This window comes from Saliphagus sp. GCM10025317, assembly GCF_042663665.1.
In the GTDB taxonomy this organism is placed as follows: Archaea; Halobacteriota; Halobacteria; order Halobacteriales; family Natrialbaceae; genus Natronosalvus.
Genome location: NZ_JBHTAQ010000005.1, coordinates 350,665 through 369,653, shown reverse-complemented (window position 1 = coordinate 369,653; position 18,989 = coordinate 350,665). Strand labels below are relative to the sequence as shown.

The 18,989-nt window shown below is 66.4% G+C and carries 18 protein-coding genes; 12 read left to right on the top strand and 6 right to left on the bottom strand.

What is annotated here, in order from left to right; translation table 11 throughout:
- The first annotated feature begins 270 nt into the window (after window positions 1-270).
- Window positions 271-1,053: an SAM-dependent methyltransferase gene (locus ACFQS4_RS04005; protein ID WP_497902404.1), complete on the top strand. Its 783-nt coding sequence runs from the start codon at window positions 271-273 to the stop codon at window positions 1,051-1,053.
- 286 nt (window positions 1,054-1,339) lie between these two features.
- A complete protein-coding gene (locus ACFQS4_RS04000) occupies window positions 1,340-1,609 on the top strand; it encodes a hypothetical protein (protein ID WP_500192205.1) in 270 nt (89 codons plus the stop codon).
- Window positions 1,610-1,657: 48 nt separating this feature from the next.
- Here ACFQS4_RS04000 and ACFQS4_RS03995 read toward each other — a convergent pair whose 3' ends face one another.
- The gene (locus ACFQS4_RS03995; RefSeq protein ID WP_497902402.1) at window positions 1,658-2,650 is read right to left on the bottom strand and encodes an ornithine cyclodeaminase family protein; all 993 of its coding nucleotides are present in this window, start codon (window positions 2,648-2,650) and stop codon (window positions 1,658-1,660) included.
- Window positions 2,651-2,773: 123 nt separating this feature from the next.
- Between ACFQS4_RS03995 and ACFQS4_RS03990 the strand changes: the two genes are divergently transcribed.
- Together ACFQS4_RS03990 and ACFQS4_RS03985 are read left to right on the top strand one after the other, a co-directional pair.
- A complete protein-coding gene (locus ACFQS4_RS03990) occupies window positions 2,774-3,571 on the top strand; it encodes a tetratricopeptide repeat protein (protein WP_254159184.1) in 798 nt (265 codons plus the stop codon).
- Window positions 3,572-3,786: 215 nt separating this feature from the next.
- Window positions 3,787-4,089: a DUF424 domain-containing protein gene (locus tag ACFQS4_RS03985; protein ID WP_497903143.1), complete on the top strand. Its 303-nt coding sequence runs from the start codon at window positions 3,787-3,789 to the stop codon at window positions 4,087-4,089.
- A gap of 56 nt (window positions 4,090-4,145) precedes the next feature.
- Here the strand turns inward: ACFQS4_RS03985 and azf are convergent, their stop codons facing one another.
- The 3 genes from azf to cofH form a co-directional block, all read right to left on the bottom strand.
- On the bottom strand, window positions 4,146-4,895 hold the full coding sequence (gene azf / locus ACFQS4_RS03980; RefSeq protein ID WP_497902401.1) for an NAD-dependent glucose-6-phosphate dehydrogenase Azf: 750 nt from the start codon (window positions 4,893-4,895) through the stop codon (window positions 4,146-4,148).
- 229 nt (window positions 4,896-5,124) lie between these two features.
- Window positions 5,125-5,409: a hypothetical protein gene (locus ACFQS4_RS03975; protein ID WP_497902400.1), complete on the bottom strand. Its 285-nt coding sequence runs from the start codon at window positions 5,407-5,409 to the stop codon at window positions 5,125-5,127.
- 250 nt (window positions 5,410-5,659) lie between these two features.
- Window positions 5,660-7,045, bottom strand: a complete 1,386-nt coding sequence (cofH, locus tag ACFQS4_RS03970; protein ID WP_497902399.1) for a 7,8-didemethyl-8-hydroxy-5-deazariboflavin synthase subunit CofH — start codon at window positions 7,043-7,045, stop codon at window positions 5,660-5,662.
- Between the two features lie 197 nt (window positions 7,046-7,242).
- Here cofH and ACFQS4_RS03965 point away from each other — a divergent pair, with 197 nt between their 5' ends.
- The 7 genes from ACFQS4_RS03965 (at window position 7,243) to ACFQS4_RS03935 (ending at window position 14,505) form a co-directional block, all read left to right on the top strand.
- A complete protein-coding gene (locus ACFQS4_RS03965; protein WP_497902398.1) occupies window positions 7,243-9,363 on the top strand; it encodes a hydantoinase/oxoprolinase family protein in 2,121 nt (706 codons plus the stop codon).
- A complete protein-coding gene (locus ACFQS4_RS03960; protein WP_497902397.1) occupies window positions 9,360-10,961 on the top strand; it encodes a hydantoinase B/oxoprolinase family protein in 1,602 nt (533 codons plus the stop codon). The genes ACFQS4_RS03965 and ACFQS4_RS03960 overlap by 4 nt, the downstream gene beginning before the upstream one ends.
- A 209-nt stretch (window positions 10,962-11,170) precedes the next feature.
- The gene (locus ACFQS4_RS03955; protein ID WP_497902396.1) at window positions 11,171-12,190 is read left to right on the top strand and encodes a phosphoribosylaminoimidazolesuccinocarboxamide synthase; all 1,020 of its coding nucleotides are present in this window, start codon (window positions 11,171-11,173) and stop codon (window positions 12,188-12,190) included.
- A gap of 194 nt (window positions 12,191-12,384) precedes the next feature.
- Window positions 12,385-12,612 carry a hypothetical protein gene (locus tag ACFQS4_RS03950; RefSeq protein ID WP_497902395.1) on the top strand — a complete coding sequence of 76 codons (228 nt, stop codon included), beginning with the start codon at window positions 12,385-12,387 and terminating at the stop codon, window positions 12,610-12,612.
- Between the two features lie 102 nt (window positions 12,613-12,714).
- A complete protein-coding gene (locus ACFQS4_RS03945; RefSeq protein WP_497902394.1) occupies window positions 12,715-13,146 on the top strand; it encodes a DUF5807 family protein in 432 nt (143 codons plus the stop codon).
- 109 nt (window positions 13,147-13,255) lie between these two features.
- Complete coding sequence (locus ACFQS4_RS03940) at window positions 13,256-13,948, top strand: hypothetical protein (protein ID WP_497902393.1); 693 nt, start codon at window positions 13,256-13,258, stop codon at window positions 13,946-13,948.
- Between the two features lie 164 nt (window positions 13,949-14,112).
- Window positions 14,113-14,505, top strand: coding sequence for a hypothetical protein (locus ACFQS4_RS03935; protein WP_497902392.1), 393 nt, complete (start codon window positions 14,113-14,115; stop codon window positions 14,503-14,505).
- A 39-nt stretch (window positions 14,506-14,544) separates the two neighbouring features.
- Here the strand turns inward: ACFQS4_RS03935 and ACFQS4_RS03930 are convergent, their stop codons facing one another.
- Window positions 14,545-16,419 carry an ATP-binding protein gene (locus ACFQS4_RS03930; RefSeq protein WP_497902391.1) on the bottom strand — a complete coding sequence of 625 codons (1,875 nt, stop codon included), beginning with the start codon at window positions 16,417-16,419 and terminating at the stop codon, window positions 14,545-14,547.
- A 338-nt stretch (window positions 16,420-16,757) separates the two neighbouring features.
- Between ACFQS4_RS03930 and ACFQS4_RS03925 the strand changes: the two genes are divergently transcribed.
- A complete protein-coding gene (locus ACFQS4_RS03925) occupies window positions 16,758-18,053 on the top strand; it encodes a tryptophan--tRNA ligase (protein ID WP_497902390.1) in 1,296 nt (431 codons plus the stop codon).
- A 1-nt stretch (window position 18,054) separates the two neighbouring features.
- On the opposite strand, the gene ACFQS4_RS03920 is transcribed toward ACFQS4_RS03925, so the two are convergent.
- On the bottom strand, window positions 18,055-18,954 hold the full coding sequence (locus ACFQS4_RS03920) for an isoaspartyl peptidase/L-asparaginase (RefSeq protein ID WP_497903142.1): 900 nt from the start codon (window positions 18,952-18,954) through the stop codon (window positions 18,055-18,057).
- Window positions 18,955-18,989: the final 35 nt, after the last annotated feature.

Genomic DNA, 18,989 nt, shown 5'->3' with positions numbered 1-18,989 from the left:
AAGGGATTTGAATCAGGGAGGTCGCGCACAGCAAGCGAAGCGAGCGAGCACGTCCGACCGTGGTTCAAATCCCTGTCCTGGCGTCTATTGCCTCGGGTAGGCGTTCCAGGGGAGTCGGACTCGCGCCCTTCATGCTGCTCGAGGTGGAATCGATTGCGTCAAGCCTTACCGCCTCGAGCGCGTCTGCCAGGACATGACCAACTATCGCGCCCACCGTCCGGCGTTCGGACGCGCGGCGAACAGAGGAGTCGAGACTCGAGGTGGGGATTGATGGGACGAGGGAAAGACGACTACTACAATCGCGCAAAACAGCAGGGGTATCGCTCGAGAGCGGCATACAAGCTCAAGCAACTCGACGACCTCGAGTCGCTGATCGAGGGCGGCGACACGGTCGTCGACCTCGGCGCGGCCCCCGGTGGCTGGCTCCAGGTGGCCGCCGAGAAGGTCGGCCCCCGCGGGCGGGTGATCGGCGTCGACCTCCAGCGAATCAAGGATCTCGAGGATCCCGAACTCGCCGACCGCACGGAGACGCTCCGAGGGGACATGACCCAGGAGAAGACCCTGAAGCGGGTCCTCGACGCCGCGGACGGCCCCGTCGACTGCGTCGTCTCGGACATGGCGCCGAACATGTCCGGGGAGTACTCGCTAGACCAGGCGCGCTCGCTTCACCTCGCCCGAATGGCCTTCGAGACGGCCCTCGAGTTGCTCGACACGGGTGGTGACTTCGCGGTGAAGGTGTTCGAGGGGGCGGACGTGGACGCCCTCCGGGCGGACATCGAGGACGAGTTCCAGTACGTCAGAGCGACCAGTCCCGACGCTTCGCGGCAATCCTCCTCCGAAATCTACCTCCTCGCCAAGGGACGCCTGACCGCCCCGATCGAGGTGGGCGAGGAACTCGAGGTCGAGATAATCGACACGGGGTCGGAGGGCGACGGTATCGCCTCGGTGGAGGGCTACCGCCTGTTCGTCGCCGACGTCGAAGAGGGAGAGACGGTCCGGGTTCGCGTCGAGGACGTGAAGCCGAACTTCGGGTTCGCGGAACTGCTCGAGTAGACCCGTTTTAACCTATTCGAGAAAATAGCCCTGCTACCGTACTAAGTTATTTAATGACGGCGACATAACCAATTCCATGGGTCGGCCTGCACTTCTATTTGTCGTGACCATAGTTGCTTTTTTGGGATGTCTTGCCGGTGTTTCTCCGACGAACGGCGGGTCCGATCTGTCGGACGAAGTTTGCTATACCGACGACACGAAGGGAGATCCAACACCGACGTATTGTCTGGTTGAAGAAAAACCGCCGGACCTGTTGGTCGAGAACCGACACGATCGCGAGCACGACGTGACCGTCCAGGTTATCGAGAACTCGAGCGTGACCTACGCTGAGAATATTTCGATCGCCGCCTCCTCAGATCGACCTGCCCGACACGTTTTGCAGGACGTGATACAGTCACCTGGCGAATACACGATTCGAGGAACCGTCGATTCCGAAACGAGTGATGAGTACGTCGAATCGCTCGATAAAAGGTACGTGGAAACGGCCGATGAGCAGTGGGTCATCAGAATCACCGAAGACGGCGACGTAGTGGTCGATCGGATTCATTCACAGTGACGTTCTCCGACTCTATTGTTCGAGGAAATCTCCAGGAACGATTCGAGCCTACTTCTGGACGCCGACGAGGTCGAACGGCGAGCCGTTCTCGTTGCTCGCGGCCTGTTCGTAGACGACGTGAGCAGCCGCGACGTCCTGGATCGCGAGGCCGGTCGAGTCGAAGACGGTGACGCCGGTGTCGGCGTCGCGGCCCGTCTTCTCGCCGACGACGATCTGGCCGATCTCGCCGTAGATGTCGTCGTCGGTGAGGACGCCCTCGTTGTAGGGGACGTTGATCTCGCCGGAGTGGGTGCACTGCTTGTGGTCGTCGATGACGATCCGGGCGCCCCGGAGGAGGTCGTCGGCCAGTTCGTGCTTGCCCTCGGCGTCAGCCCCCATCGCGTTGATATGGGTGTGCTCGCCGACGTCGTCGGGGCCGACGATGGGCGTCTCGACGGGCGTCACCGTCGAGAGCACGTCGCAGTGGCCGGCCTCGCTGATCGATCCCTCGCGCACGTCGAAGTCGTCGCCGTAGGTGTCGATAAATCGCCGGACGCGCTCGTCGTCCAGGTCGCTGACGACGACCTCCTCGATGGGGCGAATCTGGGCAATTGCGTCGAGCTGGGTGTACGACTGGACGCCGGCGCCGACGATACCGAGGCTCGTGGCGTCCTCAACGGCCAGGTAGTCCGTCGCGACGGCGGCCGCCGCGCCGGTGCGTTTCATCGTGAGTTCGGTGCCGTCCATTACGGCGAGCGGAAACGCGGTCTCGGGGTCGGAGTAGATCATCGTCCCCATCACGGTCGGCAGGTCGTGGTCGGCGGGGTTATCGGGGTGGACGTTGACCCACTTCAGCCCGGCGGCGTCCCAGTCCCCAGCATCGAGGTAGGCGGGCATCGACCGGAAGTCCCCGTTGTACTGGGGGAGGTCGATGTAGGACTTTGCCGGCATCTGTGCGTCCCCGCGCTCGTAGGCGGCGAAGGCGTCCTCGACCGCGCCGATGACGTCCGCCATCATCGCGTTCTCGTCGACGTCCTCGCTGTCCAGCAGGAGCGTTTGCATACCCGCGAATATTGCGGGCCTGTACTTAATACATGAGAATTCCTCGCCCCCGCTCGAGACGACCTACTGATCGGTTGTCACCCGAACGCAGGCCTTAACCCGCCAGCTAGCCAACTCGAGGACATGACCGACCGTCAGGAGGATTCAGACCGCAGGCACCGCTTCTCGGAGGGAGCCGGCTTCGACGAGTCCTACGAGGAGTTCGACCTCGATCCGCCCGAACTCGACGTCGACCCCTCGAGGGTCGACCCCATCGACTCGCGGGCGCTCGCCGACATGCTCGACGAGCGCCAGATCGGGAGCGAGGACGTCGACGCCCAGGAACTGATCGACGTCGGCCTCAGCTACACGCAGATCAACCGCTACGAGCAGGCCACCGAGGCCTTCGAGCGCGCCGCGCAGTTCACCGACGACCCCGCCACGGAACAGGAGGCCTGGGTCAACAAGGGGGTCGCCCACGCCGAACTCGAGGAGTACGACGAGGCCATCGGCGCCCACCGTGAGGCCCTCCGGATCGCTCGCGAGGCCGAAGAGGACGCCGGGGAGTACGACCGGGCCTCACCCGAGCACACCGCGACCGCCCACACCAACCTCGCCTACGCGCTCTGGGAGTTCGGCGAGACGGCCGAAGCCCTCGACCACGCTGAGCGGGCCGTCGAGGTCGACGACCGATTCGCCGAGGGCTGGTACAACCGGGCGTTCTTCCTGGCCGACCGGGGGCTCACCGAGGACGCGCTCCACTCCATCGACAACGCGATCAGGCTGGGACTCCGCAACGCGCCGGTTCTCGAGGAGAAAGCCCGGATTCTCGAGGAGCTAGGCGAGGACGAGCAGGCCGAGGCGCTCGCCGAAGAGGCGAACGAACTGCGCGAGCAGGCCGAACAGCAACTGGTCGAAGAGCGCGAGCAGATGCGTGAGTGATCGTGACGTCGACGAACGCCGACGCGGACGATGACTTCGAATCGGGCGAGGACGCGCTCGAGGGGAGCGCCGACTCGAGCGGAGACGCCGAGGTTGGGGCCAGCGAGAACGTCAGCGAAGTGAACGCGAATATTGACGCTTCGACTGACGAGGACGTCGACGAAGTGAACGCGGATGTCGGCGCTGGGGTTGACGAGGATACCGACGATGGCCCGATGTTACTCGTCGAGCGCCAGACACCCAAAGGTCTGCTCGTCTCAGTCTGCGATCGGAACGTCCTCGGCGAGTCCTTCGAGGCCCCGGACGGTCGCGCCTCGCTGACCGTCACCGAGGACTTCTACGGCGAGGGGGCCGACGCGGTCGATGAGGAGGCGGTCGTCGACAGTCTCTCGCGCGCGAGTGTCGCCAACCTGGTCGGCGAAGAAACCGTGTCGGTGGCGATCGACTCCGGGTTCGTCGAGGCCGAGCACGTCCTCGAGCTCGAGGGGACGCGGCACGCCCAGTTCCTGCGGATGTAAGTGCTGCAGAAGGTGAACGTGAGCGCTACAGAAGCTGACGTCTCGCAACCGCCGCCTCACTCGTGAGCCGCCGAGTTGTCTCGCGGCTCGTACCCGAGCACCTCGCGAGCGCGCTCGAGCGAGTAGTACTTGCGGTCGTTGTCGGAGATGCCGTAGACGATCTCGTAGCCGTAATCGGCCTCGATCGCCCGGTCGAAGAGGTGAGCACAGTCCCGGTAGGAGAGCCACATCGCCTGCCCGCGCTCGTAATCGACGGGCGGGTGGTCCTTCGTGAGGTTCCCGATTCGGACGCAACACACCGAGAGCCCGTACTCGTCGTGGTAGTACCGGCCGAGGGTCTCCCCAGCGGCTTTCGAGACGCCATAGAGGTTGCCAGGGCGGGGGAGTTCCGTCCCGTCGAGGCGGAACTCGTCGTGGACGCGGTAGAGATCAGGGGTCCGCTCGTCGGTCTCGAAGGCGCCGACGGCGTGGTTCGAGGAGGCGAAGACGACCTTCTCGACGTCGGTGTCGACGGCGGCCTCGAGGACCGTCTGGGTGCCGTCGATGTTGTTTCGCAAGACGCTGTCCCACGGGGCTTCCGGACGCGGATCGCCCGCGAGGTGGATGACGACGTCGACGCCCTCCATGGCCTCGCGGACGGCCGTCTCGTCGACGATGTCGGCGACGACGGAGTCGTGGGTCTCGGCGTACTCGCCGGTCAGCGGCTCGCGGTCGAGCAGCCGCCAGTCGTAGTCGTCGGCGAGGTCGTCGAGGATCGCGGTCCCGACGCGGCCTCCAGCCCCCGTGAGCAGGACTGACTGTTCCATTCGTTCGGGTGGTAGTGCAGGGGTGATAAGAAACGTGCGGTTCGTGATTCGGGTTCGTTATTCGTTGTTCGTGATTCGGGTTCGTTATTCGTTGTTCGTGATTCAGATTCGTTATTCGTTGTTCGTGATTCAGATTCGTTATTCGTTGTTCGTGATTCAGATTCGTTATTCGTTATTCGTAATTTCTGGCTGCCCTCGCTGCCGACTCGAGGTCGCCCCAGATCGTCTCTTATCGTCGCCGAATGCGATACCTGTCGCCGTCGAGGGCCTCGAGCACGCCCGGCTCGCGTAGGCTGACGACTCGGCCCGTCGGCGTGTCCTCGAGTTTGGCGCGTGCGTCTACGGCCTCGAGCGTTCCGAGCAACTGGGCCGAGGGCGGTTTCTGGGCTGCCCCGCAGTCGTAGATCGTGAGCAACCCGCGTTCGTCGGAGCCCCGCTCGTAGACGACGACGTGGGCGTGGTTCGGCAGGTGCCAGCGGTTCTCGGCGCCGGTGGCGGGTGCGAGGTGGTTCATACGTGCCACTTCAGGCGCTTCCGTGATAGACCTCCCGGCGTTCGATGTCCCGACCGTTGGACTCGTGTACGGGCCCGGGTGTCCGCTCGCGGGAGACTGCCGCTCGAGCGTCGTACCCGCTCACTTACTATAGGTTTTATAGTTTGAATGCTGGCCACGTGTCTCGACCTCATCGTTGAATAGCAAACCTGTGAGTCTCGAGTCAGAAATCCTGTACGATCGATTTCACCCGTGGCCCGGTCGCTGTGGCCTACTCCGGGATCGATTCCACGCCGGTTGTGGCCCGTTCGTCCTCGAGCAGCGGCGTCCCGTCGGCCTTCGGCCCCAGTCGTGGCCCGAACGGCGGGTCGTCGGGGTCGATCACGCGCCGCTCCCGGTAGTCCGTCGAGCGCTCGACTGGTTCGCGACCGATCGAGGTGATGAGGTCGACGTAGTCCTCGAAAGATCGGAACTCACCGTGCTCGCCCCCGGCGCGGGTCGTGATCTCCTCGGAGAGGATCGTGCCCATGAAGTCGTCGGCGCCGCAGGCGAGCATCTTCAGGCCGCCCTCGTTGCCGTACTTGACCCACGAGGACTGGACGTGGTCGATGTTGTCGAGAAAGAGACGCGAGACGGCGATCATGAGTTCGTCCTCGTCGCGGCTGGCCCCGCCCGAGACGACGCCGTGTTCGTACAGCGGCGTGTTCTGGTGGACGAACGAGAGGGGCACGAACTCGGTGATAGCGCCGTCGACGCGCTCCTGGAGGTCGCGAACTTCCTTCAGGTGCATCGCGCGGTGGGCCTCGTTCTCTACGTGACCGTACATGATCGTCGCGGTCAGGCCGAGACCGACGTTCGCGGCGGCCTCCATGGCCTCGAGCCAGTCGCCGGTTCGGATCTTCCCGGGGCAGATGACGTCGCGAACCTCGTCGACGAGGATTTCGGCGGCCGTTCCTGGGACCGTATCCAATCCGGCGTCCTGCAGTCGGCCGTACACCTCCTCGTAAGACCAGTCGGTTCCCCGCCGGGCGTGGTATCCCTCCTCGGGGGTCATCGAGTGGACGTGAACGCCGTCGACGCTCATCGCCTCGAGCTGGTCGGCGTAGGTGCCGGGGTCCGTCTCGTAGGTCTCGGGCGGTTTGTAGTTGACTGCCTTCGGATCGGAGTGGGCCTCGAGGATCTCGAGGTGTTCGTCGTCGAGGGCGAACCCAGGGTGGAGGCCCGAGACCGAGGTCACCTCGTAGATCCCTCGCTCGACGGCGTCGGCCACGATCTCGCGCGATTCGGCGGGCGTCTTCGTGAAGCCAGCCGTCTCGAGGCCGTCGTAGTCGCGCTCGAACGTGTGGGCGGCGTCCTTGAAGTTGCAGAAGAGGCAGCCGACGTTGCACGCGGTCGTGACGTTATTGTTGAGGTTGGCGACGAACGTGACCTCGTCGCCGACGACGTCCTGGCGGCGGTGGTCGGCCGCCTCGAGCACCCGCTCCTTGCGCCGGCGGTCGATCTCCTCGCGGTCGGTCCCCGTCGTCAGCAACTCGACGGCGTCGTCGACCGTGAGCCGCGTCCCGTTCCGGGCCTTCTCGAGGGCGTTCTCGAACGACTGATCGGTCTCGGGAACGTGCTCGAAGGCGAGGTCGGCGTCGGTGACGGGGGGTTCCATCGTCGGTACGATGGACGCAGAGCAGGAAAAACGTGGTGAAAGTGGCCGATTCCGCTGTCCACTGTCTTTCACTTCGGCTGCCACCGTCGACGTGGGTCGAGGGGGCTGCCAACACTTTTTGGGACCGTCACGTATAGACCGGATGTGAATCCGAACGAGCCCTTCGCGAGACCAGCCGAGACGACGGGGGCGCGGTGATGGGCGCGACGACGCACGTCGGCGTCGACGTCGGCGGCACGTTCACCGACGTCGTCCTGGCGACCGAGGACGGCCTGACGACCGCGAAGGTCCCCTCGACGGCTGACCAGAGCGAGGGCGTCCTCGGGGGAATCGAAAAAGTCTGTGAGAAGGCGGCTTTCCCGCCCGAATCCATCGAGACGTTCACCCACGCGATGACGGTCTCGGTGAACGCGCTCCTCGAGGGCGACGGCGCGACGACCGCACTGGTCACGACGGAAGGCTTTCGCGATGTCCTCGAGATCGGTCGCCAGAACCGCCCGTCGCTGTACGACCTCTCGGTCGAGCGGGTCGACCCGCTCGTCCCTCGCCGCCGTCGGTTCGAACTCGCGGAACGAGCGACGACCGAGGGCGTCGTCGATCCGGTCGACCCCGAGGACGTGGACGACCTGGTCGACCGCCTCGCCGGGGCGGCCGAGAACGAGGACGGGAGCGAAGTTGAGAGCGTGGCAGTTTCGTTCCTCCACGCGTACGCGGATCCCGCGAACGAGGCCGCCGTCGCGGACCGACTACGGGAGCGACTCGAGCTGCCCGTGTCGGCCTCCCACGAGGTGCTCCCTGCCTTCCGGGAGTACGAGCGGACCTCGACGACGGTCGCGAACGCCTACGTCCGTCCGGCGATCGACGCCTACCTCGGACGGCTCGTCGAACGGGCTCGAGCCGTCGGTCTCCCGGAACCGCGGGTGATGCAGTCCAACGGCGGCATCGCGGACCTCGACGCAGTCCGCGAACGGGCGGTGACGACGGTGCTCTCGGGGCCGCCGGCGGGCGTCGTCGGGGCGGCCGCGACCGCCGAGGCCGCGATCACGGACGCGGACCTCGAGGGACTCGTCACCTTCGACATGGGCGGCACCTCGAGCGACGTGAGTCTCGTCCGCGACGGCGAGGTCGCCCGAACGAACTCCACTACGATCGCCGGTCACCCCATCGCGACGCCGATGGTCGACGTGACGACCGTCGGCTCCGGCGGCGGCTCGATCGCGTGGGTCGACGCCGGTGGCGCCCTTCGGGTGGGCCCCGAGTCGGCGGGCGCCGACCCCGGCCCCGCGTGTTACGGTCGCGGGGGGACCGAGCCGACCGTCACCGACGCCGCCGTCGTCCTCGGGTATCTCGGCCCGGACGCAACCCTCGGCGGCGAAGTCTCCCTCGACGTCGACGCCGCCCAGAACGCGCTCGAGGAACTGGCAAAGGAGGCGGGCCTTGAGTCCGCCCGCGAGGCCGCCGCCGGGGTCTATCGCGTCGCGAACGCAACGATGACTCGCGCCATCCGATCGGTGACCGTCGAGCGCGGCCACGACCCCCGCGAGTTCGGACTCGTGGCCTTCGGCGGTGCCGGACCGATGCACGCCGCCGCCGTGGCCGACCGGCTCGGGATGGATCGCGTCGTGATCCCCCTCGCCGGCGGGGTGCTCTCGGCGTACGGCCTGCTCGACGCCGACGAGAAACACGACCGGGTGCGAACCCACCGGACGCCGCTCGAGGCGGCCGACCGCGAGGTCCTGGAAGAGACCTACGCCGAGCTGACGGCCGGCGCGCTCGAGGACGTCGGCTCCGGCGACGACCCCGTCGTCGAGCGACGCGCCGACCTCCGGTACGCCGGCCAGAGCTTCGAACTCGAGGTGCGCATCGACGATCCGGTCGACCTCGTGACCATCCGCGAGCGCTTCGACGCGGCCCACGAACGCGCCTACGGCTACCGGATGGACGAACCGATCGAACTGGTCGCGCTCGGGGTGACGGTCCGCGCGGCCCGCGAAGCGCCGTCGATACGGTACGAAGGACGAGGCGAGGGGGAGGACGAGAACGTACTCGGATCGCGACCCGTCTTCTTCGATGGGGAGCGTCGTGAGGCGGCGGTTCTGGCCAGAGACGCCGTCGCTCCTGGAACGACGATCGAAGGGCCGTCGATCCTCGAGGGCGAGGAGAGCACGACGGTCGTCCCGCCAGGGTGGTCCGGTTCAGTGGGTGAGAACGGGGAACTCGTCCTCGAGCGGGGGCGGACGAACGCCCCCGGCCAGAAATCCGGACGGATGAACGAGCGCGGCCAGAAAACCGGGACCAACGGAGGTGAGCGCCCGTGACCCTCGACGCCGTCACCCTCGAGGTGCTCAGAAATCGGCTCGAAGGCATCGCCGAGGAGATGGGGCACGTGTTGATCCACGGGGCCTACTCCCCGAACATCAAGGAGCGGCGGGACTGCTCGACGGCGCTATTCGACGCCGAGGGTCGGATGGTCGCCCAGGCCGAGCACATCCCGGTCCACCTCGGGGCGATGCCGGAGGCGGTGCAGGCGGTTCGTGAACGTGACCCTAAACCAGGCGAGGCGTACGTCCTGAACGATCCGTTTACCGGCGGAACCCACCTCCCTGACGTGACGATCGTCGCACCGATCGACGTCGGCGGCGATATTGTTGGCTACGGAGTCACGCGAGCCCACCACGGCGACGTCGGCGGGATGACCCCGGGGAGCATGCCCGCGGGGGCGACCGAGATCTACCAGGAGGGGCTGCGATTGCCGCCGACGCGGCTCGTCGTCGACGGCGAGATCGATTCGAACGTACTGTCGCTCGTGCTGGCGAACGTCCGCAACCCCGCCGAACGCCGGGCGGACCTCCGGGCCCAGCTCGCTGCGACCGACCGGGCCCGCGACCGGGTTCGCGAACTCGTCGCCGAACGCGGCCGGGCGACCCTCGAGGCGGCCTTCGACGGCGTCATCGAGTACTCTCGAGAGCGGATCGAGGCCGAACTCGAGACGATTCCCGATGGTACCTATCGGGGACGCGACTGGCTCGAGGGAGACGGCGTCGAGGAGTCGACGATTCCACTCGAGGTGGCGGTCACGATCGATGGGACGACGGTGGACGTCGACTTCGCGGGGACGGCCGACCAGGTGGCCGGCAACATGAACGCGCCGCTGGCGGTCGCCAGGAGCGCGGTGTACTTCGTCCTCAGAGCCGTGACGGACCCGGACATTCCGCCGAACGACGGCTGTTACCAGCCGGTAACCGTGCGTGCGCCAGCTGGATCCGTTCTGAACCCGAACCGGCCGGCGGCCGTCGTCGGCGGCAACGTCGAAACGAGTCAGCGGGTGACGGACGTGGTGCTCTCGGCGTTCGCCGAAGCCATCCCCGGGCGCGTGCCCGCCCAGAGCCAGGGCACGATGAACAACCTGATTATCGGAAGCAGGGGCGCCGAAGGCTTCACCTACTACGAGACCATCGGCGGTGGGTTCGGCGCCCGACCCGACCGCGACGGCGTCGACGGCGTCCAGGTCGGGATGACCAACACGCTGAACACGCCGATCGAAGCCCTCGAGGCGGCCTACCCGATGCGCGTCGAGCGCTACGCGCTCCGGGAAGGAAGCGGCGGCGATGGGCGCTATCGCGGCGGCCTCGGCCTCGAGCGCTCGATCACCGTCGAGGCTGACGCGACGGTCTCCCTGCTCACGGAGCGACGGCGGTTCGCCCCCCGGGGCACGAGCGGCGGCGAGGACGGCGCCACGGGCGAGAACCGGATCGACGGGGCGGCCGTCCCCGCGAAGACGACGGTCGACGTCGAGGCCAGCACCACCGTCACCGTCGAAACGCCCGGCGGTGGCGGGTACGGCGACCCGGGCGAGCGCGATTCGAGTGCGCGCGAACGTGACGCCCTCGACGGGAAGTCGGTCGACGGGAAGTAAGCGGAGTCGGGGGAGCGGGGTCGAAGATAGCCGAGACGACGGAACTCGAATCGATACTGAAACCTTTTAGGCGCCCGTACTGGCATCTCGAGTATGCACGGCGGCCCAGTGGCTCCCTCCGGATCCACATCCACGTTCGCGACGACGGCACCGACGAGCACCCGGAAATCCAGCCCGACGAACCGGTCCACGGTTCGGGGGTGGCTCGCGTGACGAGCGTCAAGGAGTTTCGCATCGACGAGGAAGCGACCGCCGACGAACTGGGCTCGGGCGCGTTCGTCTTCACGGACGATTATTCGGTGTTCGACTGGGGAAAGATGCCCGACCAGATCCCCGACAAGGGTGCGAGCCTCTGTACGATGGGCGCATACAACTTCGAACTGCTCCAGGACGCCGGCGTCCCGACTCACTACCAGGGCGTCGTCGAGGATGGGTCGGTGGTCCCACTCGAAGAGGCCACTCGCCCGCCGTTCGAGATGGCGATCGACCTCACCCAGGTCCCCGATCTGCCTCACGAGGGGCGCACCTACGACTACGACGCCTACCACGCCGCGGCCGGCGAGAACTACCTGATCCCCCTCGAGATCGTCTTCCGAAACGAGGTCCCGATCGGCTCGAGCCTTCGCCGACGAACCGATCCCGAAGACCACGGCCTCGAATTCGACGCCTGGCCCGAGGGTGCGGTCGACCTCGAGACACCGATCATCGAGTTCTCCACGAAGTACGAGGAGGGCGACCGCTACCTCTCCCGGGAGGAGGCCGACGCCATCGCCGGGAAAGCGGACATCGAGGCCCTCGAAGCGGTCGCCCGCGAGGTCAATCACGCCATCACCGAGCAGGCCGAGACGGCCGGACTCGTCCACCAGGACGGCAAGATCGAGTGTCTCTACTACCGGGGCGAGATTCGCGTCGCGGACGTCGTCGGCACGTTCGACGAGAACCGCTTCAGCTACGAGGGGGTGCAACTCTCGAAGGAGGTCATCCGCCAGCACCACAAGCGAACCCAGCCGGACTGGGTCGACGCCGTCACCGACGCGAAAGAACGCGCCAGGGCCGAAGACGTCGCCGACTGGAAGTCCCTCTGCGATCGGGAGCCCCAGCCACTCGACGAAGACGTGATCGACATCGCTCGAGCAATCTACTGTGCCGGGACGAACGCCTACGTCGGCCGCGAAATCTTCGAGGCGCCGTCGCTGTCGGCCGCGATTGGGGCCGTCCAGCGGCTGTAGGCCTGGTTGGGCCGTCCAGCGGCTGTCCGTCGCCGTCGATATCCTCCTGTAGCGTCGGTTGGACCGATGCCGTCCAGCCGTCGGAGGCCCCAATAGGACTGGGGCGGTACCCCTCGAGTCGCTCTCCCACGTTCTTCGTCACCATTCCACAATCACAATTATTAACGAAGGTTTCCGGACAAAGTAACGCTCATATGGGTCGATTCCGTACGATCGATCGATACCTGATCACCATGTTGGCCTTCCTGTCCGCCGATCCAACGACCGCAATCGCCATCGTCGCGAGCATCGCCCTCGTCTTGCTCGTGTCCATCGTCACGTTCTTCGCGCTAGCCCCGACCGTCTCCCCGACGTGGGCCGAGCGACTCGACGCCGGCTCGAGCGCACGTTCGTTCGAACACGAACCGCAACACGGCGACTGATCGACGAACGACCAGTTTTCGTTTTTATCGCACCCGGCTCGAGTTCACCGACCCTGGCTCGAGTGCGCGCCATTTTTCACCCGTGACCTCCTCGAACGTGGTATGACCGAGGCACGCGAGGCATTTCTCGCCGGCGAACGACCGGAGGACGTAGCGCTCTTTCTCGCCGACTCCTACGTCTCCGACGACCGACTCGCCGAGTACGGCGACCCCGTCGAGGGTGGCGTCCTGATCGTCATCGACGGCGAACGTGGCCGAAACGCGTTCAAAGCGGCGACCGGCACCGGCGCGATGGAGTTCGCCAGGCTGGCGATGGAACACGAGGGGATCATCGACGACGACTTAGCTGGCGGCACCTGCCCGGACAAGCCCGAGGGCGAGGAGGGCGACCACGGCGCCCAGTTCGTCTTCGCGTTCGCCGAGGAACAGAACGAGGAGGTCGGCGGCATCTACGCCGAGGGCGACGTCGTCCACGCCTACGCCCAGTGTACGTGCGGGACGGCGTACTCCGACCGCTGGGCGGTCCAGGACTGAGGCGGGACGCGACTCGCCGTCAGAACGAGCACAGGCGCTCGAATCTACCGACACCTCGCTCGAGTGTTCCGGACGCAACGTTTTCCGTCCAGACGACGTAGCCGCACCCATGAGCGTCGATTCGCCGTACGAAACCGACACCGGAACCGGCTTTTCGAGCAGAGAACTGCAGGTCATCGGTGGTGCCACCATCCTGATGGCGATCAACGTCGCGCTGATGTACGCCGTCGTCCTCACGCCGCTCCAGGAAGCCAACGCGTACCTCTTCCAGTTCCCCATCGTCGGCGTGCTCGTCTACGGGGCCGCGATCACGGGCGGCGAGATCGTCGCGGAGCGCGGCGTCACGGGAGGGAACCTCGGCATCGCCTTCGTCGGCATGGTGATCCTGCAACTCGCTTTCGGCGTCTTCGGCGCCGGCGTACTGGGTTTCGTGCCTCGAGCCCAGCAACCACAGATTCTCGCCGTCACGGCGGTCATCGTCGCCGTCGTGACCGCGGTGATCGCCACCTACGTCTACGCCCGCTCGAAGACGTTCGAGTCCTGGGGTCGCTTCGCCACGTACGCCTTCATCGGCGGCGTGGTGGCCATCCTGATCGGGACGTTCGTCGAACCCGTCTTGCTGGCCGGCTTCGTCCTGATCTTCCTCGGCTTCCTGCTCCGACTCGGCTACGAAATCTGGCAGGTTCGGGACAAACGCAACGCCTCGGTCGCCCTCCAGACCATCGGCGTCTACATCGCCGTGGCCGGGGTCTTCGTCCACGTGCTCCAGCTCGTGATTCGGCTCCTGGCCTCGAGGGGGTAATGGACGATCATCGTCCGTGCCCAGAGATTGCCACCGATCGTTCCCGCTCGCGTATCGACCGGGGTCGATGCTCTACCGGAGGCCGAGTGACCGCCACTCGTCGGACGTGTCTGACGGGCGACTGACTGACCTTTTTGGCGGGGTGTGTGGTAGCAGGAGACCCAATGGCTGTCACGTTCCGTGAGCTCGAAGCGGACGGGTCGAAAGCAGGTGACGAGGAGCCGGCGAGAGGGACCGAGACCAGAACTGAAAGTGAAAGCGAAGTCAGCGTCGACATCGACGCGGCGTACATGCGCCAGAGTATCGACGGCGACGCGTCGGCCGATCAGGCCTCCGACCAGCGGGAACTCGACGAGCGCACCCTCCGACAGCAGGTCGCGATTCTCGAGCGTCTGGTGCGCGCCGAACGACGGCGAAACCAGGCCGTGATCGACCACTACGAGCGGGTGCTTGAGGAGCGGGAAACGGGCGGCGAGCGAGCGGGCCAGGAGTCTGAAATGGAGACGCAGGCGGAGACGAAGTCACTACTCGAGCGCGTGCTCTCGAGGCTCGGGTGAAAACGACAGTTCGAGAGGCAGCGACAGCGGCCGGCACCGCTACGAGTCGAACTCGAGTCCCGTGATTTCGAATCGGGCGCCGCCGTCCTCGCCGTCGGTAACCCGGATCGACCAGTCGTGGCCAGTGACGATCTGTTCGACGATGTAGAGACCGTATCCGGTGCCGTCGACCGATCCGGTGTACCCGAGGTCGAACACCTCGTCCTTTCGGCTGTCGGGAATTCCTGGCCCGTCGTCCTCGACGGCGAAGCCGCGGGGGATTCGCTCGACCCTGATTCGACGCTCACCCACCGTTCGCTCGAGACCGTGTTCCACGGAATTTCGAAACAGATTCTCGAGGGCTTCCTGGACGCGCACCGAATCGCCGTAGGTCACGCCCTCGAGATAATTCTCGAGGACGGCGTCGTCGGTCGGGACGTTTCGCCAGGCTCGATCCACGACGGCGGCGAGTTCGACCGGTTCGACCGAGTCGACGATCCGTCCGTGACGAGCGAGTTCGAGCATCTCGCCCGTGAGCCGTTCCATTCGATCGAGAGCGTGTTCGATCTCGTCGGCATGATCGGGGTTGCCGCTGTCGCGATAGGCCTCGAGGTAGCCCCGCGCGGTGCTCATCGGGTTCCGGAGGTCGTGGCTGACGATACTCGCGAACTGCTCGAGTCGTTCGTTCTGGGACTGCAGTCGGGCCTCGCGTTCGGCTCGATCGAGGGCGACCTCGACGTTTGCTGCGAGGATCTGCGCGAGGTCGACGCTGAACGGTTCGAGCGTCCCGCTGGTCGTCTCGAAGCCCAGCACGCCGTGAGAACCGAGCGGGAGTACCGCGACGACGGCACCGTCCTCGAGGGTGGTTTCGACCCCGTCGGCGTCGAGATACCGCGCCCCGTCCTCGAGCACGGATCGATCGAACGCGTCGCCGTAGCGGTCGAAGACCGCCCGATCGTCACAGGCCGGTTCGAGATGGCCGTCCTCGAGGAGCGCGATACAGATTCGCGGCAAATCGGGAATGTCCTCGGCGATGGTGACGGCGACGTGGGCGACGTCGGCGCGGTTCGAGGCCGAGACGAGGTCGCGACTCGCCTCGTGGAGGACGTCGAGCAGCTGTTCCTGTCGCTGTTGTTCGGTGACGTCCCGGGTGCTCCCCAGGACGCCGATGGCCTCGCCACCGTCGTACCTGGCGGCCTTGCTGGTGCTCACCCAGCGGTCGCGACCCTGTCGATCGACGTAGTGTTCGATCTTGTTGATGATCGGCTCGCCGGTTTCCATGATCCGGCGCTCCTCGGCGAAGAGCTCCTCGGCCACCTCGGGCTGGAGGAGTTCGAAGTCGGTCAGGCCGATCATCTGTTCGCGCGTGAGCCCGTACTCGTCGGCGGCGACGCGGCTCGCGTCGACGATTCGGTGGTGGTCGTCCTTGAGAAAGACCTGGTGAGGGAGGTACTCGAGCAGGGACTCGAGTCGGCGGGCGGGCGATTGCGACGGCGGTCCGTCGCCCGCCGCAGCGCGGAGTCGTCGCTCGAGCAGAGCCGGGTCATCGGCACCCGGACAGATGACGTCGGCCGCACCGGCGGTGATCGACGCGGTGACGAGCTCGAGTTCGTGGACGAGCGAGTAGACGACGACCGGGGTCGACTCACCGATCCGGTCGAGTACCGCCTCGAGCTGGGTGAGGCCGTCGACGTCGCTGGCGTGACAGACGACGATGCAGTCGGCTGGCCTCGCGTCCGTGTCTGTCTCTACGTGCCTTCCATCGGTGTCCGCGCCCACGTCCACCTCCACCTCCGCGCCCGGGAGGTCCTCTGGCCGGTCGACGACGGTCACGTCGATGGTAGAACAGTCTCGTCGCAGCGTTTTCGCGAGCGCCTCGAGCGAGCCGTTCGGGCTCACGAGGGTGACGTCGATGTGGGGTCGCGTTCGTTCCATACTGGTCTGTCGCTCGTGGTATAACTAGATTGTACGTTCATCACTCGGCGACAGTCAAAACCCTATTGGCCCGTTCAGATTTCGCCGCCGGCCACCAGACCACCGAAACGCTCTTTGTCGGTTCGTCCGGAGAGTGAGTATGGCGTTCGCTCTCGAGTGGCGGTGGCGCGTGCGGTTCTCGAGAGCGGACAGTGCTGTCGTCGGTCGCATCGATTGAACCGGCCCCGGACTCCCCGGGCGCGGCAGTCGGTGGCGCTCCCTTCGCTCCTCGCTTCTGGCGGCTTCCAGCCGTCGTGATTTCGCTTCCGATAGCACTGCAGTTCCGTTTCAGTTCCGAGATGACACCGACACCATCACCACCCACCGACGACTCGACGAATAGCCAGTCAGCAACCGACGAATCGACGCAAAGCCAGTCACCGGCCGACGGCGACGAAACCGGCGCCCCCACCGGCACCGGAAGCGGAACCGAAGCCAGACCCGACGGCGCCCTCGTCACCCCCTACGCCGTCCGCGGCGAGGTCGACTACGACCGCCTGCTCGAGCAATTCGGCGCCGACCCCCTCACCGACGCCCAGCGCGACCGCTTCCCCGATCACCCGACGATCCGTCGAGGAACGTTCTACGCCGGCCGTGACGTCGACGCCTTCCTCGAGGCCGCCGAGTCGGGCGACCCGCACGCCATCGTCACCGGTCGCGGCCCGTCGGGGCCGATGCACCTGGGTCACGTCCTCCCCTTTTACCTCGCGCGGACGATCCAGCGCGAGACCGGCGCCACGGTGTACCTGCCAGTCTCGGACGACGAGAAGTTCCTCGCGAAGGACCAGTCCTTTGCGTCCATCGGCGAGGCCACGCGCGAGAACCTGCGCGATCTACTGGCCGTCGGCTTCGATCCCGAACGGACTCGAATCGTGATCGACACGGCAGACGCGGACGTGATCTACCCGATTGCCGTTCGCCTGTCGAAACACCTCACCCCGGCGACCGTCGAGGCCGTCTACGGCGAGCAAGACACCGTCGGCCTGCAGTTCTACCCCGCCGTCCAGGCATCCCACCTCCTGCTCCCGCAACTCGTCTCGGGTCGCCAGCCGGCGCTCGTTCCTATCGCCGTCGACCAGGATCCTCACGTCCGCGTCTGCCGGGACGTCGCCGCCAGAGAGGCGCTGCCGGTCGAGAAGCCGGGCGCTCTGCTGGGGCGGTTCCTCCCCGGCCTCGAGGGGCCCGGAAAGATGAGTTCCTCGGGCGCGGCGCCGTCGATTGAGCTGACCGACCGTCCGGAAACCATCGCCGACACCATCCGCGAGCACGCCTACAGCGGCGGCCGCTCGAGCCTCGCAGCCCATCGCGAACACGGCGGCGATCCGACGGTCGACGTGGCCTTCCAGTACCTGCGCTACGGGTTCGAACCGGACGACGACCGCCTCACGAAGATTGCGGCCGACTACCGCGACGGGCGCCTCCTCAGCGGCGAACTCAAGGAACTCGCCGCCGACCGAATTTCGGAATTCCTGGCCGACCACCAGCGTCGCCGGGCGGCCCTCGGCGACCTCGAGGACGAACTCGCGCCATTTCGACTGACGGAAGAGGAGCGACTGACGGCGCTCGAGGCGGCGGGCGTTCCGCGGCTGGACTAACCTACTCCTCGAGCGAGCGACGCGAGACGCGGGCCGTCTGCATCGCGTCGCTGTTGTACGCCGCGCCGATCCCTCCGCGGGAGTCGATGGCGATCACGCCAGCGCTCGAGCCCGTCAGTTCGCCAAACTCCTCGATGGCGAGGTCCGTAGCTGCCTGCGCGTCGAGACCGCGCTCGACGTGGCGGGCGACGCGCCGTGAGAGGGTGACCCGGGCGATATCCTCGCCGGCACCCGTCGCGCTCACGCCGGCGGCGGGGCAGGCGTAAAAGCCCGAACCCACCTGCGGGACGTCGCCGACGCGGCCGGCGAGGGCGAGCCAGCGCCCGCCCGTGGAGGTGGCCGCCGCGATCCGCTCGCCGTCGAAGGCGACCGCGCCGACGGTGTCGTGATCCTTCGGGTCGTCCCGGCCGTCGGGGTCGGATTGCCCGTACTGGTCGCGAATCCACTCGAGCTGGGCTTTCGGGCCGCCCTCGGGCGCCTCGAGGTCGGCCCACTTCTCCCGGGTGCGTTCCGAGCGGAGATACACGCCCGTCTCGATTCCATACTCCGCGGCGAGCGCGACCGCGTGCTCGCCCGAGACGAATCCGTGGGGTGTCTCGTCCATGACCAGGCGGGCGACGCTGACGGCGTGCTCGACGCCGGGCATCGAGCAGGCCGCGCCCACGCGTCGGTCGTCGGTCATGATCCCCGCGTCCGTTCGGACGACGCCGTCGCTCTGGATGGCTCCGCCGACGCCTGCGTTGAACCGGGGCGAGGACTCGAGGACGTGAATCGCGCTCTCGACGGCGTCGACCGGCGTCTCACTCTCGGCGCCCGCGTTCGCGGCTGTCTCGAGGACAGTCTGCCTGGATTCGGGCGCTTCGGGAGCGGTTCCGGCGCCACCGTGGACGACGACCTGCAGCTGTGACCGTGAGGACATACTGTGAGGCGGTTTCG